Annotated in this window: 16 protein-coding genes and 1 riboswitch; of the genes, 9 read left to right on the top strand and 7 right to left on the bottom strand. The window is 58.0% G+C overall.

Translation table 11 applies throughout. From position 1 onward, the window contains the following. Window positions 1–50: 50 nt before the first annotated feature. Window positions 51–506: a YlbF/YmcA family competence regulator gene (locus tag ETC00_RS08990; protein WP_171565656.1), complete on the top strand. Its 456-nt coding sequence runs from the start codon at window positions 51–53 to the stop codon at window positions 504–506. Here ETC00_RS08990 and ETC00_RS08985 read toward each other — a convergent pair. Continuing rightward, window positions 501–824, bottom strand: a complete 324-nt coding sequence (locus tag ETC00_RS08985; RefSeq protein WP_171565655.1) for a hypothetical protein — start codon at window positions 822–824, stop codon at window positions 501–503. The genes ETC00_RS08990 and ETC00_RS08985 overlap by 6 nt on opposite strands. A 95-nt stretch (window positions 825–919) precedes the next feature. On the opposite strand from ETC00_RS08985, the gene ETC00_RS08980 reads away from it, so the two are divergent. Next, entirely contained in the window at window positions 920–1,276 is a 357-nt protein-coding gene (locus tag ETC00_RS08980) for a YlbG family protein (RefSeq protein ID WP_171565654.1), read from the top strand. Window positions 1,277–1,407: 131 nt separating this feature from the next. Further along, window positions 1,408–2,172, top strand: coding sequence for a LamB/YcsF family protein (locus ETC00_RS08975; RefSeq protein WP_171565653.1), 765 nt, complete (start codon window positions 1,408–1,410; stop codon window positions 2,170–2,172). Window positions 2,173–2,292: 120 nt separating this feature from the next. Here the strand turns inward: ETC00_RS08975 and ETC00_RS08970 are convergent, their stop codons facing one another. The 3 genes from ETC00_RS08970 to modA are packed head-to-tail and all read right to left on the bottom strand — an operon-like array spanning window position 2,293 to window position 4,512. After that, window positions 2,293–2,979, bottom strand: coding sequence for an ATP-binding cassette domain-containing protein (locus tag ETC00_RS08970; RefSeq protein WP_171565652.1), 687 nt, complete (start codon window positions 2,977–2,979; stop codon window positions 2,293–2,295). Window positions 2,980–2,994: 15 nt separating this feature from the next. Further along, the gene (gene modB / locus ETC00_RS08965) at window positions 2,995–3,681 is read right to left on the bottom strand and encodes a molybdate ABC transporter permease subunit (protein ID WP_171565651.1); all 687 of its coding nucleotides are present in this window, start codon (window positions 3,679–3,681) and stop codon (window positions 2,995–2,997) included. A gap of 24 nt (window positions 3,682–3,705) precedes the next feature. After that, entirely contained in the window at window positions 3,706–4,512 is an 807-nt protein-coding gene (gene modA, locus ETC00_RS08960) for a molybdate ABC transporter substrate-binding protein (RefSeq protein ID WP_171565650.1), read from the bottom strand. Between the two features lie 150 nt (window positions 4,513–4,662). Here modA and ETC00_RS08955 point away from each other — a divergent pair, with 150 nt between their 5' ends. The 5 genes from ETC00_RS08955 (at window position 4,663) to ETC00_RS08935 (ending at window position 8,729) form a co-directional block, all read left to right on the top strand. After that, entirely contained in the window at window positions 4,663–5,628 is a 966-nt protein-coding gene (locus ETC00_RS08955; protein WP_171565649.1) for a substrate-binding domain-containing protein, read from the top strand. A 192-nt stretch (window positions 5,629–5,820) separates the two neighbouring features. Then, the gene (locus ETC00_RS08950; RefSeq protein ID WP_171565648.1) at window positions 5,821–7,650 is read left to right on the top strand and encodes a stalk domain-containing protein; all 1,830 of its coding nucleotides are present in this window, start codon (window positions 5,821–5,823) and stop codon (window positions 7,648–7,650) included. A gap of 45 nt (window positions 7,651–7,695) precedes the next feature. After that, complete coding sequence (locus ETC00_RS08945) at window positions 7,696–8,223, top strand: shikimate kinase (RefSeq protein ID WP_171565647.1); 528 nt, start codon at window positions 7,696–7,698, stop codon at window positions 8,221–8,223. Window positions 8,224–8,289: 66 nt separating this feature from the next. Further along, complete coding sequence (locus ETC00_RS08940) at window positions 8,290–8,451, top strand: YqzE family protein (protein ID WP_171565646.1); 162 nt, start codon at window positions 8,290–8,292, stop codon at window positions 8,449–8,451. 23 nt (window positions 8,452–8,474) lie between these two features. Next, entirely contained in the window at window positions 8,475–8,729 is a 255-nt protein-coding gene (locus tag ETC00_RS08935) for a YkuS family protein (protein ID WP_171565645.1), read from the top strand. A 101-nt stretch (window positions 8,730–8,830) separates the two neighbouring features. Here ETC00_RS08935 and ETC00_RS08930 read toward each other — a convergent pair whose 3' ends face one another. The 3 genes from ETC00_RS08930 to ETC00_RS08920 all read right to left on the bottom strand — a co-directional run bounded on the left by ETC00_RS08930 (window position 8,831) and on the right by ETC00_RS08920 (window position 12,738). Then, the gene (locus ETC00_RS08930; protein WP_371808884.1) at window positions 8,831–9,703 is read right to left on the bottom strand and encodes a hypothetical protein; all 873 of its coding nucleotides are present in this window, start codon (window positions 9,701–9,703) and stop codon (window positions 8,831–8,833) included. 110 nt (window positions 9,704–9,813) lie between these two features. Further along, window positions 9,814–10,968 carry a YqhG family protein gene (locus ETC00_RS08925; RefSeq protein WP_171565644.1) on the bottom strand — a complete coding sequence of 385 codons (1,155 nt, stop codon included), beginning with the start codon at window positions 10,966–10,968 and terminating at the stop codon, window positions 9,814–9,816. Window positions 10,969–11,034: 66 nt separating this feature from the next. Continuing rightward, the gene (locus ETC00_RS08920; RefSeq protein WP_171565643.1) at window positions 11,035–12,738 is read right to left on the bottom strand and encodes a DEAD/DEAH box helicase; all 1,704 of its coding nucleotides are present in this window, start codon (window positions 12,736–12,738) and stop codon (window positions 11,035–11,037) included. Window positions 12,739–12,957: 219 nt separating this feature from the next. Then, a riboswitch (glycine riboswitch) is annotated at window positions 12,958–13,050 on the top strand. Between the two features lie 333 nt (window positions 13,051–13,383). Here ETC00_RS08920 and gcvT point away from each other — a divergent pair. Next, on the top strand, window positions 13,384–14,487 hold the full coding sequence (gcvT, locus tag ETC00_RS08915; protein ID WP_171565642.1) for a glycine cleavage system aminomethyltransferase GcvT: 1,104 nt from the start codon (window positions 13,384–13,386) through the stop codon (window positions 14,485–14,487). The last annotated feature ends 34 nt before the right edge of the window (window positions 14,488–14,521 follow it).

The following is a 14,521-nucleotide window of genomic DNA, read 5'->3' as shown; positions in this document are numbered from 1 at the left end:
TTCGTGGTACAATGCAAGATAAGGGCTTTCAAGAAAGGGGGTCTCGCTGCATGGAAGCATTGGAGACGGTGGATATGGCCGAGCTTATCCTGCATTCGCACGAGCTGTCCACGATGATCAACCATTCGCGCGAGGTCTCGGAGTACATTCATGCCAAGCAGCGGATGGAAGCGGACGAGGAGGCGCAGCGCCTGCTCGCGCTGTTCGAACGCAAAAAGGCCCAATACGAAGATGTTCAGCGGTTTGGGAAATATCATCCCGACTACGATCAGATATCGAAAGAGGTCCGCGAGCTGAAGCGGAAAATCGAAATGCTGGATTCTGTCCAGGCGTTCAAGCGGGCGGAGGACAACCTGGACCGTCTGCTGTACCAGGTGGGACGAACCATTGCTGACGCGGTCTCGGAGACGATCAAGGTCCCCAGCAACAATCCGTTTCTGGAGGCGAAAAGCAGCGGCTGCGGCAGCGGGGGAAGCTGCGGGTGCAGCATAAAAAAACGCTCATGACCGCGGCTGCCTGAGAAGGAAGCAGTCTTCGCACAAGTTTCCGCAGCAAAACTGCTTCTCCTGCGGCACGAGGAAGCGCACGCGAAAGACGTGCTGCGAGCTGTCGGAGCGCACGTAGACGCACTCCAGTTTCAGCTTGGTGTCCGCCGTGATCCGTTCCCCCGTCGCCAACAGCTGACAGGCCAGTTGAGTGGCGGGGAGCGGACTGGCTATATAAAAAAAGCGCTGGCCAGCAAACTGGCGCCAGTACGCTGAAGCGGCGACGTCCTGCTGCAGGATCGCGTCCGTAAACCGTTGGTAGTACGTGTCCAGGCGCATGTGTCTTCCCTCGCTTTCGGAAGTAATTTGCGGGCCGGGTAATGTGTCTGTTATGAAACATTTTATCACGTTCGGGAAGGAGATCGACGACCAGCATGAGAGAACGACGTCTTGGGGTCGCCGTGTGGGTGAAAAACACGCGTGCCGCCAAAAATTTACGCAAATTTGGCACCATTCACTACATCTCCAAGCGGTTGAACTACGTGTCGATGTACGTCGATGCCAATCAGATCGACGAAACAATCCGCATGATGGAAAAGCTGCACTTCGTCACGAAAATCGAGCGGTCCCACCGACACGAAATTCCAATCGAGTACAACAACGCCAAGCCGGACAAGGCGAAAGAATACGACTACAAACAGGAGAAAAGCCAGCTCATGGCCCTGACGGAAAACTTGCAAAACGACGATGGATTGGTGTCGACAGGCGTTTCGACAGAAATCGTCCGCTAAGCTGCCACATTTCGGCAGCTTTTTTGCTTTTGCTGGTGGGTGCGGCATGATATGCTGTAAGAAATGGGAAATGTAATGGACATGGAAAGCGATACTGACAATGACAGCGTTTACAGAAGGGCGGTGCGTACATGATTCACCTGGATATCAACTGCGACTTGGCGGAAGGGTTCAGCCGCGGACGGCAAACGGAAGACCTGGGCATCATGAAGTGGATTACGTCCGTTAACGTTGCCTGCGGCCTGCATGCTGGCGATCCCCATAACATCTGCAGAACAGTAGAAGCGGCGCTCCGGCACGGGGTGAAAATCGGCGCGCATCCAGGCTACCCCGACGTACAGGGGTTCGGCCGCCGTTCCATGAACCTCTCGGCGCGGGAGGTGTACGAACTGGTACTGTATCAAGTGGCCGCCCTGTCCGGCGTGACAAAGGCGCTGGGAGGGAGCCTGCATCACGTGAAACTGCACGGGGCGCTGTACAACGAGGCTGCCGAGCAGCCTGAACTGGCTGAGGCAGTAGTGCAGGCGATCGTCGACATCGACGGCGACCTGATCCTCTATGCCTTGTCGGGCAGCAAACTGGTGGAGATCGGTCTGGAATACGGTCTGCAGGTGGCGGAAGAAGTATTTGCCGACCGCGCGTATCTGCCAAACGGCAGGTTGGCTCCGCGTGAACTGGAGGGCAGCGTGCTGATCAGCAAGGAAGAGCAGATGCAGCAGACGAGGCAGCTCGTACTGGAACAGACGGTGCAAACCGTGGACGGGAGTGTGATTGCGCTGGCTGCGGACACGCTCTGCGTACACGCCGAAAGCCCGGATCTGCTGCCGTTTCTCACCGAACTGCACCGCTGGGCCAAACAGCATGACGTGAAAATCGAGCCGTTCTGTGGCAAATAACGCAGATGTATAAGCGAATGAAAAAGCCGTGCCATTCCGGCCGCCAGCCAAAAGGCGGAGGAGCGAAAGCACGGCTTTTGTCGTGTCCGTCCAGCTTCACATGCCCGATCAGCTAACACCTCAAGAGGATTCGTGCGCGGTCCCGGCGTGGAAAGACGACTCGTTTGATCGCCTGGGACCGTGGGGCAGCACCTGGCCGTTCTGCACCACGAGGATCACGCTGCCCAACCGTTCCGCCTCCTGGAGATCGTGGGTGACCAGGAGAAACGGTATTCGCCACATCTCGTGCAGTCGGAGCAGTTCATCCTGGCACTGGCGGCGTGTATCTGCGTCCAGGGCGGACAGCGGCTCATCCAGGAGCAGGATATCCGGTTCCGTGGCCAGTGCCCGTACCAGGGCGACTCGCTGTTTTTGCCCGCCGGACAGTTGATGCGGGTATTTATCCAGCAGCCGATCAATCCCGACGGAGGCGAGCAGTTCGGCCAGCCGCAGGTTGGTCCCCTTTTTCAGTCCGTAGCGGATGTTCTGTTCCACGGTCATGTGCGGAAACAGGGCGTAGTCCTGAAAGAGATAGCCCACGTTGCGCTGCTGCGGCGGCAGGGCCTTTTTTGAATCGCTGTCAAAAAAGACGGTGTCGCCCAGCCGGATGAGGCCCGCATCGGGATTGGTCAAACCCGCCACACAATTCAACATGGTGGTTTTCCCCGCACCGGAAGGGCCAAACAGGACGACAATCTCGTCTTTTGCCGTAAACCGCGCGTGCAGGACGCCGTCAGGCAGCCGTTTTTGCATGTCGACATACAGCATGGTCATTCTCCCGCCTTATTTCGTGTTGGCAAACCGGCGGACGCTGCGTCGGCTCCACCAGTTCAACCACATGGTCGTTCCCATGCCCAGCGAGACGATCATGATCACCCAAAAGAGCGCCTTGTCCATCTGGCCGGCTTCCACGGCGAAGTAGATGGCGACGGGGATCGTATCGGTCTTGCCGGGAATGTATCCCGCCAGCATCAGCGTGGCGCCGAACTCCCCCAGACCCCGGGCAAAGGAGAGAACGAATCCGGCCAACAGCCCCGGCCAGGCGAGCGGAAAGGAAATCGTCCAGAAGACGCGCCATTCCGAAGCCCCCATCGTCCGGGCAGCGTCTTCGTACCGCCGGTCGATCCCGCTGAAGGCGGCGGCGGCACTCTGGTACATCAACGGAAACGACACGACCACGGAAGCGATTACGGCACCGGTCAGTGAAAAGACGACCTGGACTCCAAACCACTCCGTCAGCCACTTGCCGATTATCCCGTTTTTTCCAAACAAAAGCAGGAGGCCGAATCCGACGACGGTGGGGGGCAGCACCAGCGGCAGCAGCAGAAAGGACTCCAGTACGTGCTTGCCCCAAAAGTGCCTGCGCGTCAGGAAGCGGGCGATCAGCAGACCGGCGACAAATACGATGGAGGTGGAGAGGGCCGCCACTTTCAGCGACAGCAGCAGCGGTGTCAATTCGGGATGATTCATGTGTCCGCCTCCTGTTCTGTTCTCCTACTCGTGAAATCCGTATTGTTTAAAGATTGCCTTGCCTTTGTCACTGGTCACAAACGCAAGAAACATCCTGGCGGTGTCCGCCTGACGGGAGGCGGCAATGACGGCGGCCGGATAGTCGATCGGGTTGTGCCACTCCGGTTCGGCTGCGGCGATCACCTTCACCTTGGGCGAAATGGCCGCATCGCTCGCGTAGACGATGCCGGCTTCGGCGTTGCCGGACTCGACATAGGTCAGCACCTGGCGCACGTCGCTGGCAAAGACCAGCTTGTCCGACAGGTTGTCCCACATCTTCAGGTGTTCGAGCGTTTCTTTGGCGTAGCGGCCGGCCGGGACGGTCGTTGGTTCGCCGACGGCGAGATGCTTGACGGCATCATCGCCCAGCTCTTCAAATGAAGAAAGCGCCAGCGGGCTGGAAGCCGACGAGATCAGTACAAGCTCGTTTTTGGCAAAGTCAACGCGCGTGTCCGTGACAATCAACTGTTTCTCTTCCAGCCTGTCCATATCCTGTTTGCTGGCGGACAAAAAGACGTCGGCGGGAGCGCCCTGCTCGATTTGGGAGGCCAGCTTGCCGGAACTGCCAAAGTTATAGCTAATCACCACTCCGGGATGTTCGCGTTCAAACGCAGTTTTCAGCTCATTCAACGCGTCGGTCAGGCTGGCGGCAGCCGAGACCATCAGTGTCGTTTCCGCCGGCTTGGCCGATGGCTGCTGCGGGGCGGTTTGCTGGTCTGAGGTCTGCGCACCGCACCCGGCGGCCCACATCATGCAGAGTGCCGCAAGGATGGCCGTCAGTTGTTTTTGCATGATACGACCTCCTGAGTTGTGTTTCGTTATATGTAATAATAATTAGTTATAATTAGATTATCTGAATGATTTCAATTGATCAATTGCAAACATGTGAATAGTAAACGAAAATGGAGAAAGACAAGTCAGCAATTGATCCGGGAGGCGGCGATGAACGACGACATTTCTTACACGACTGAAGAAATTGCCAAGATGCTGCGAATCTCCAAACTGACCGTGTACGATTTGATCAAAAAAGGGGAACTGCCCGCGTACCGCGTCGGCCGGCAGATGCGGGTGGACGCGTCCGATCTGGAAGCGTACAAGGCGAGAGCAAAAGGAGTATCCGGCATGGCAGCGGCGGTTCCGAGCGCTTCGGCGCCTGTGACGCCCATGCAGCGCAGCGCCTGGCCGCAGGGAGCGCAGCACGTTCGTCAGGTTATCATCAGCGGTCAGGACGTCAGCCTTGACATGCTGGCCAGTCATCTCGAACGCAGAGGCAAAACGATGCGGCCGCTTCGCGCTTATGCGGGCAGCATCAACAGCCTGCTGGCGATGTACGCAGGTGAGGCGGATGTCGTCAGCACGCACCTGTTCGACGGCGACACCGGGGAATACAACACGCCGTATGTGCGGCGGATTTTGTGCGGATACCGCTACGTGATCGTCAATCTGCTGTCCCGCTGGGCCGGTTTTTACGTCCGGGCGGGCAACCCGAAGCAGATAGTCGACTGGACCGATTTCGGCAAACCCGGGGTGCGCATGGTGAACCGGGAAAAAGGGTCAGGAGCACGCACCCTGATCGAAGAACAGCTCCGGCTGCACGGCATCGCCGGACGGGACGTGGCTGGATACGACAGGGAAGAGGCGAATCACCTCGCTGTGGCCGCAGCAGTAGCGAGGGGGGAAGCGGACGTCGGCGTGGGGATCGAAAAGGCTGCCCGGATCGTCGGAGTGGAGTTTTTGCCTGTAATTCGGGAGCGGTACGATCTGGTCATCCTGAAAAACGCGGAAAACGAGGAGCTGATCCAGATCGTGCGGGACATTTTGCGATCGGCATCGTTTCGCGACGAACTGGCTGCGATCGGGGGATACGATTTGACCTACACGGGCGAGATCATGTACGAGACGTGGTAATGACCCATAACAGCCGCAGCGAGTAAGCGCGTCCGCTGTTATGAATGGGGTGTCGCTGCATGCGGGCCGCTGTCATGTAGCTGTGATGTGGCAAGATTTTCTATTCAGCCCTGTCGAGATTTGCTACAATAAATTGGATAAGCTTTGCGACGAAATAACATCGTGCTTGTCGCTTATGAGTCGGGGGCTGACATGAAACCATTGCACAAAACGAGCTTGTTGATCTGTTTGACAATTTTGATCGTTTTCGCTTCGGTCGGGGTGATCGCCAAGTGGCCTGTGCTGGCGCCGTTTTTCATAAACAACGCGACAGTGACGACAGGGGCGGGAGCTGATCCATTCGCCTACAATCCGCCGCTGCCCTCCTATGTGAAAGATCTGCATCCGACCTATACGATTCGTGCTGAACTGAATACGACAAAGGCGATGATTGCTGGAAGTGTCACGGTGGAGTTCGATAATCCGCGCACGCCGGATCTTCGCCTGTTCATCTACGACTATCCATGGAATCTGATGACGATCAAGGAGATTCGCGCCGGGGACAAGCCGCTTACATTCGAACGGCGCCAGGCGGTTGTCCATCTGACCAATCCGTTCGGTTCGGCGAAGCGGGGGAGCTTGACGGTCACTTTTGAGAATCCCGTTCCCCGCCGCGGCACCCGTTTTGGGGTAAAGGACGACATCTGGACGCTGACCACCTGGTATCCGATGCTGGGTGCGATGGACCAGCGCGGCAATTGGTACACTCCGCCGCAGCGGGTCAATTTCGGCGATCCGTTCGTGTACCATTACGCTGATTACGACGTGTCGTTTGTGTCGCCAAAGGGCTTTCAATGGGTGAGCTCCTGGGGAAGGGGAGAGACCAAGCCGCTGGCCGGCAACCGGCAGGAAGTGCGGTACCGCGGCAGCCGCCTGCTCAATTTTGCGTTGGTGGGCAGCCCGCGCTACCATGTGGAGACGATCACCTTTGCGCCCAATTTGACGGTAGACATCGCGTCTGTGGACAAGGGCAACATCGAGCGGATCAAAGCGATCGCCCGGTCTGTGTTTCCGGTCTATACAGAATGGTACGGCCCGCTGCCGTATCCCCGGGTGGCGATTGCCGAGACCGGCACCGGCACGACGTATGCGATGGAGTACGCCAACATGGCGGTGTTTAAGCGGGACATGCACCACAACAATCTGATCGAGCACTGGCTGCCGCACGAGGTGGCCCACATGTGGTGGTACAACAGCGTCGCCACGCTGGAAGCGGTGCACGGCTGGTTGGACGAGGGGCTGGTGGAAATGAGCGTCTATCACTATCTGCAGCACCGCTACGGCTCCCAGAAGGCCGCCGCCCTCCTGTCATCGTACAGCCGCGACGCGGACAAGTTGAAGCAGCTCTATCCGTCCGGCCGATTGGGCAAGCGGCTCAACCAGTTTGCCGGTGAACAGGAGTTCCACTGGACCTGGTACTCCAAAGGGGCGCTGTTGTACGACCACCTGCGCAGGCAGATCGGCGACGACGCCTACAAACAATTCCTGCAGCGCGTGCAGCGCACCTACCACGGCAGTGTTATCGGTCCGGAGCACCTCGATCAGGCGCTGGGCCAGGTGCTGAAAGGAGAAGCGCGCTACTTCGTCCCCAATGTCCGGACGGAAAACAAGGCGCCCTTGCGTCAGGTGGAGCTGGAACCGTATGTGACGACCATCGTGAACGGGACGAGCTTTTACCCATCCGTTCCAGCGAGGGTGAAAAACGGGACGGTCTACCTCCCGCTGCGCGAAGTGGCGGAACGGATGGGGTATCGCGTCAGTTGGTTGCCGGACAAGCAGGCGACGATGGTGCAGGGCAGAGGGCATCAGGTCGTGCTCAAACAGGGCCAACGCGTTGTTGAACGGGACGGCCAGCGCGTCGATCTGGGGCAGCCGCTGCTGGAAATCGCCGAGAAGACGATGGCGCCGCTCACCTTGTTCAGTCAGGGGCTTGGCGCGCAGGTTTCCTATGACAAAGAGGCAAAGACCGTGACCTTGCAGTGACGTTGCGGACAGTCATCTACGACTACGAAAGGCAGGAGACAGCCGATGACATACGGAAATGTGATTTTCGTCGGATTCATGGGAACAGGGAAAACTACGGTGGGGAGCGCGCTGGCTAAGGATCTGGGCATTCCGCACCGCGATTTGGACGAGGCGATCGCAGAGCGGGAGGGATGCTCGATTCCCGAGCTGTTCGCTACAAAGGGAGAGCAGTACTTTCGGGACGCGGAAAGCGCCATGTTGCGGGAGCTGCTGCAAGAGAAGCCGCAGGTGCTGACCACCGGAGGGGGAGCGGTGCTTCGTCCGGAAAATGTCCGGCTCATGCTGAGTGAGGGAACGGTGATCGCCTTGTCTGCAGCGGAGGAGGAACTGATCCGCCGCCTGGCAGGAGATACCGGCCGTCCGCTCATCGCCGGCGACGTGGCGCAACGGGTGCGGAGACTGTTGGACGAGCGGAAAGGGGCGTATGATTTTGCCCCGATTCAAATCGACACAACCGGCAAGGACGTGTCCGATATCGTGGCGGAAATACGCGGAAGGATGGTTGAAAGCGGCCTGATCGGGAGAGACTAGGGGAAGAAAGCGCTCCGCCTTCACGGCAAACGGCGCGGAAACGTGCGTATGAAGGAGGCACGTGTGATGTCGTTTCAGGAGTATTTAAAGTACCTGACCCGCTTGTTTGTGCAGTATGTGGAGACCCCGAAGGAAGAGCGGCGGCGGCGGAAACAGCCGCGCGAGGCCTGGTCCACGCGCTGGTTCGGGGCCATCCCGATGTCAATCAAGCTGTTATGGCGCAAATAATCCCAGCCGGATGGAGGTAGCATATGGCGAGAGTGGCAGTGGAACGTTCCCTTACCCATATCCGCAAAATGCTGCGTGACAACGGGTACGACGTGGTGGATCTGGGCAACTGGCAAAACATGGTGGACGCCATCGTGATCACCGGCCAGGATGTCAACGTGCTGAACGACCAGAGCAAAACCATATCCGGTGCTCCGGTCATCAACGCCGCTGGCATGACTCCCCAGGAAGTGTTTCATGCGGTACACACCCGACTGTCGCCCATTGAGCATCGCTGACGGTGCTGACGGGGGCAGTTCCCCAATCAGGCGTTGAAACGGACGCGGCGAGCTGATCCCATACAGCACACAGCCGCCCAGACAACAAGCTCTCTGTCGGTTCATTCCGGCAGAGAGCTTGTTTTGTGTGCGCCGGTATCAACAGCATGAAACTGTCCCACTTTCATCGCGTATGCGTAGGGAACGAAGCGCAGCCCCTCGTCCCAGACGCCGACGTATGCCGCGCGGCCGTTCCACAGATGCAGCGACTGCACTGCAAACGGTGCCAGCACATTGGAGTGGTGGAGCGGCACAGTAAGCGTTACCGGGCCGGCGGATGTTTTTTGCCAGAGGTCTGTCCAGGTCAGCTGACGCCTGTTGGACGTGTCGGTCAGCCAGTCAATCCGGTCAAACGGGTCCTGTACTGCACCGGACAGCACGCGGGCAGCGGTGAGGCGTTCTTCCGGGCGAACCAGTTCGGCTTCAGACAGCGTGGTGATCACCGGCGGGCCGGCAACAGCGGATGCGGGGTACGTTTCGCCCGTCTTGGCGTCCACCAGTTCCCGCTGCTCTTGACGCGCGACCAGCCAGTGGGAGGCGAATCCGTCATAGACCGGTTCCGCCGCCACTGCGCGCGGGGCAAACGCGTCGTCGAACAAAATGTATTCGCCTACGCCGTATTCCAGCAGCACAAACGTCGGCTGTGTTCCGGAAGCGGGGGATTCGCCCACCACCATGTAACCCACCTGTCTGCCGTCTCGCGTGATGCTGACCAGCCACTGATGTTGGTTGGCACCGAGCGATTGAGCATCGATTTGGGCGTTTTTCCAGTCGCGGAAACTGGGATCCCGCTCGATGATCGTGTTCATCCACTGCTGAACCTGCGTGTGAAAACGCTTGTCCCAATCCGTCTCTTCGGCGTGCGTGACGGCCGGCCACGCGATCGCGAGCGCACAGAGCAGTGCGCATACGGATCGGGTCATTTTACTGGCCACAAGCATGCACCACCTTTTGTACAAGGCTTCTTGGTACCTATTGTAACCAGGTTGACGAAAAAGATTTGTTGCTATCTGTCTCTTTGCGATCGTTTTTTCTCGCACTTCTTTTACAGAATTCGCCTGTTTTTGGCGGGAGGCGCGGACTGGAGGTAAAACAGCCCGCCATTGATAAACTGCACCTCGATGCGAGGCTCGTACTGCCAGTGCAGTTCGTCCATGCGCCGCTGCTTTTCCTCTTCCGGCGTGCTGCTGCGCCACTCTGTCTGGTCGATCTCTTCGCGCGGCGTTTCGGGTATGCCGTTGGCACGCAAAAAGTCCAGGATGCGGCCGCCGCTGCTCTGCGGCTCCTCCCGGGCTGCAGACGGTTCGGTCGCAGGTTGGACGGTGGGCGGTGCAATATGGACAGGGGGAGCCGGGACAGATTGGTTCACCTGAGCAGCTTCTGTCGCCGTCTTCGCCAGAACGTCCGGCAAAGAGAGAGCATGTGCTTCACTGCCGCCGCTTTTCCCGCTGTCCGAGGATTCGTCACCATCCGCCGCGCCGCTGTCGCGCTCGCGGCTTTCCGCTTCACGGGAGACCAACTCGGCATAGTACGCTTCCAGAATCTGCAACTCTTCATTGAGCCGCTGCCGCGCTTCCTCTGCCCAGCGTCCGTCCTCTGCGTCCAGCAGGCGGCGGGTCTCCCGTTCGGCAATGGCGGCGGCCTCTGTCAGAGAGAGGCGTCTTTCCAGCGTGTAGCAGTAATCCGGGATGGACGGGGCGAGCGACAGCTGCTGCAGAAACGGGTAAAAGTCGGTTACAATCTGGGGCTGGTGCAGGTTGATCCCGAAATGGAGCAGCATGTCCCGCTTTTTGTCGCAAATAAAGGAGACTTTCCAGTTCAATCCCAGCCAGGGAACGAGCGGGGTGGTGCGCCGGCCGCCCGGTCGGGGGGATGCGGTTTGTTCGTACATGCAGACGAAACTTCCGTGCTTGCGGGCGGATTGAAAGATCTGCTGCAGACGGCCCGCGCCGAGATGGAGGTGCTCCGCTCGCAGTCCCTCCGGCTTCCGCTCGCTGTCAAAGTAAAACGTGAGCACCATGGGCTGGTAGGGCAGATTCATTTTCTCCACCCAGGTCCAGTAAAACGGTCTATTGCCGATATCTTTGTCCACCTCGACCGGCAGCTTTACGGTCAGGTAGTCGGGATGCGTCTCCATAATATGGGCGGAAAAGGCGGCCAGGTAGCGTTCTGTAAATCGGCGTATCTGCTCTTGCTGCATGCATCGTTTCCCTCCCGTCTGACTATAAAATGCTGGCCGGCAGCCGCGGCCAATCACCGGGATCGGTTAGTGTTCCGCCACATCGGGCAGAGCGTCCCGCGACCGGTTTGCCTCCCGGATCGCGCGAATGGCCTGGCTCATGTTGTCCAGCTTGACGGCCATTTCCCTCTCGGAGCGGGAGTCCATGATGATGCTGATGAGATTTTCTTCCAGTGTCTGATTCAGATTGAGCCGCTCCACGATGTCGTCCAATTCACCGATCACCATTTCAAACAGGTCGATTTTTTCATAGAGCAGGTTGAGGATGTGCTGTTCAATGGTGCCGACGGTGGACAGGTTGTAGATGTGGACGTCCCGCTGCTGCCCCAGCCGGTGGACGCGGCCGATCCGCTGTTCCACGCGCATCGGGTTCCAGGGCAGATCGTAGTTGATCACCTGATTGCAGAACTGCAGATTGATCCCTTCGCCGCCCGCCTCGGTGGCGATCAGCACCTGTGCCCGGTTTTGAAACAGGTCGGTCATCCAGTCTTTTTTGCTCCGTTTAAATCCGCCGCGAAACGGCACAGAGGTAATCCCGTGTTCATGCAGGTACTTTTGCAGATAATTCTGCGTCGCCCGGTACTCGGTGAAGATGATCACCTTGTCGTTGATTTCCCGGATCAGTTCCACGGTTTTTGCCGCCTTGGAGTGGGTCTCGATCCGCTTGATCAGCTCCACCAGCTCCATGATCTCGGCTCTTGCCGGGGAGTCCTCCGGGGTGCGCTGGTGCATGTTGTACAGCGTCATGAACGCCGCTTCCCGGCTGGAGCAGACCTCTCGCTGCAAGGTGATCAAGGCGAGCGAGTTGAAGCCGCCCGTCCCGGAGTGATACTGTTCCTTGACAAAGCGGGTGACCCCGTCGTACAGGGCCTTTTCCTCCGGCGACAGCACGATGGGGATGGACCGTACCACGCGGTTGGTAAACTGGATGCCGCCGTCGCTTCGCTTGTTGCGGATCATCACCTTGTCCAGCTCGTGTTTGAGCTGCTCGTTGTTTTTCGCCTGTCGCTTTCCTTCCACGTAGTTGGTGGCAAACGTGCTGGTGTGGCCAAGATGGCCCGGCTTCAGCAGGTTGATCAGGTTGTACAGCTCGTCCATCTCGTTCTGGATCGGCGTGGCAGTGAGGAGCAGGCAGTATTTTTTGCGGATTTCCTTGACGAACTGGTAGTTCCGCGTCCGCTTGTTCTTCAACTTGTGCGCCTCGTCAATAATCAGCATGTCGTAGTCGATGTTCAGCACGTGGCGGCGGTGCGGGTCGCGCTTGGCCGTGTCGATCGAGGCCACCACCACGTCGTACTGCCGCCACATGTACTCTTTTTTCTGCGCGATAGCGGGGATGCCGAACTTCTGGTTCAGCTCCTTGGTCCACTGAATGACCAGGGAGGCGGGGACCAGCACGAGAATCTTCTTGGCCAGGCCGCGGACCATGTACTCCTTCATGATCAGTCCGGCCTCGATCGTTTTGCCCAGCCCCACTTCGTCGGCCAGGATGGCCCGGCCGCGCAGCTCGTTCAACACGCGTTCTGCTGTTTTGAGCTGGTGCGGATAGGGTTTGAGGGAAGGCAGATACTTGAGGCATTGGAGCTGGTCGAACTCGCGCACAAGCATGGCTTCTTCCGCCTCCAGGGCCAACTGGAACAGTTCCCATTTGTCCCAAGGGCCGTCCTGCCGCATGCGCTCCGTAAGCAAATCAATCCATTTCATGTCAAACGAGACAGGAATATTCGTCATTTTTGCACCTCATTACTAAAGGATGCCATTTATCATATAAGTCATGCGCTAATTGTTAACAATATTTGTCCTCGAGAAAAAATTGTTAACGAAATCGTGAGTTGAATGTCAATTTGCATATTTTCAAAAAAGCACGCTCGTGGTAGGATAAACGTGTAGGTTTGTTGTTTAGTATGGAATCAATTGAAAAAGTTATGTATGGCCCAACATCCAACGCGAATGATAGTAGAAGGGAGAGACTGTCTTTAGACAGCGCCGAAGGAGCAAGCCGGTGACGGTGAATCTCTCAGGCAAAAGTACCTCTACTTGACGCATCTCTGGAGAGAGCTCGACAAGAGCCACCAACGGGGAAACTTGCCAGCTGTGCCGGTTGGCCCGCTTCGGCAAGGTAACTCTCAGGTACCAAGGACAGAGGGGAGACATGGGGGCGCCGTCTTCTTTGGCGTTTTCCGATTCTTCCGCTCTGTCCTTTTTTGCGTTCGTGAACGCGTCCTTATGAACGATCGCTCACGTTCCGGACGCAAGGCGACTCCGGGTTTCTTGGGGCCAATCGGTTTGCGGCAAAGAACCCGGACGATCGTCGGAGGCTTTGCCGGCTGTGTTCAGCTTTACAACAAACAGTTCATTCGGTTCAGGAGGTGCCTCATGTCCACTTTGAAACGCACGCCGCTCTTCCCGATTTACGAGAAGTACGGGGCGAAAACCATCGACTTCGGCGGCTGGGAGCTGCCGGTTCAGTTTTCCAGCATCACTCAGGAGCACGAAGCGGTGCGGACGAAGGCAGGATTGTTCGACGTATCCCACATGGGGGAAGTGGAGGTAAAAGGGGAGCGGGCGCTGGAATTCCTGCAGCGCGTGACCACCAACGACGTCTCCAAACTGGTGCCGGGCCAGGCGCAGTACAGCTTGATGTGCTATCCGGACGGCGGAACGGTGGATGATCTGCTGGTGTACAAATTTGCCGACGATCACTACCTGCTGGTGATCAACGCGGCCAACATCGACAAGGACTATGACTGGCTTTCCCAGCATCTGATCGACGGCGTCACGATCGAAAACGTTTCTCCGCAAACAGCCCAGATCGCCCTGCAGGGGCCGCTGGCGGAGTCCATCCTGCAGCGGCTGACACCCGTCGACCTGTCGCAGATCGGCTTCTTCCGCTTTGAACGGGATGTGCTGATTGACGGTGTGCCCGCGCTCGTCTCCCGCAGCGGGTACACGGGTGAAGACGGCTTCGAGATTTACCTGGACGCTGCTCACGCCATCCAGGTATGGGAGAAACTACTCGAGACAGGCGCAGCGGACGGCCTGGTGCCGTGCGGACTGGGGGCGCGCGACACGCTCCGCTTCGAGGCAAGGCTGCCGCTCTACGGTCAGGAACTGAGCAAGGATATTACGCCGATCGAGGCTGGTGTCGGATTTGCCGTCAAGGTGGACAAAGACGTGCCGTTTATCGGCCAGGAAGTTTTAAAGGCGCAGAAAGAACAGGGAGCGCCCCGCAAACTGGTCGGGATCGAAATGATCGACCGCGGCATCCCCCGCACGCATTATCCGGTGTTTGTCGACGACCAACAGGTGGGGGAAGTGACGACCGGGACCCAGTCCCCGACGCTGAAAAAGAACGTTGGGTTGGCTTTGGTCAAAGCGGAATTCGCTGCCATCGGCACGAAGCTGGATGTGGAGATACGCGGCAAACGTCTCAAGGCGGAAGTCGTGGCCACGCCCTTCTACAAACGGCCGAAAAACTGACGTAAGAATCGCAAGCGTGGAAAAGGAGGACCTC

It is taken from the genome of Brevibacillus sp. MCWH (genome assembly GCF_013096935.1).
Taxonomy (GTDB): domain Bacteria; phylum Bacillota; class Bacilli; order Brevibacillales; family Brevibacillaceae; genus Brevibacillus; species Brevibacillus aydinogluensis.
The sequence above is the reverse complement of the archived record's forward strand: the minus strand, read 5'-3'. Positions and strand labels throughout refer to the sequence as shown.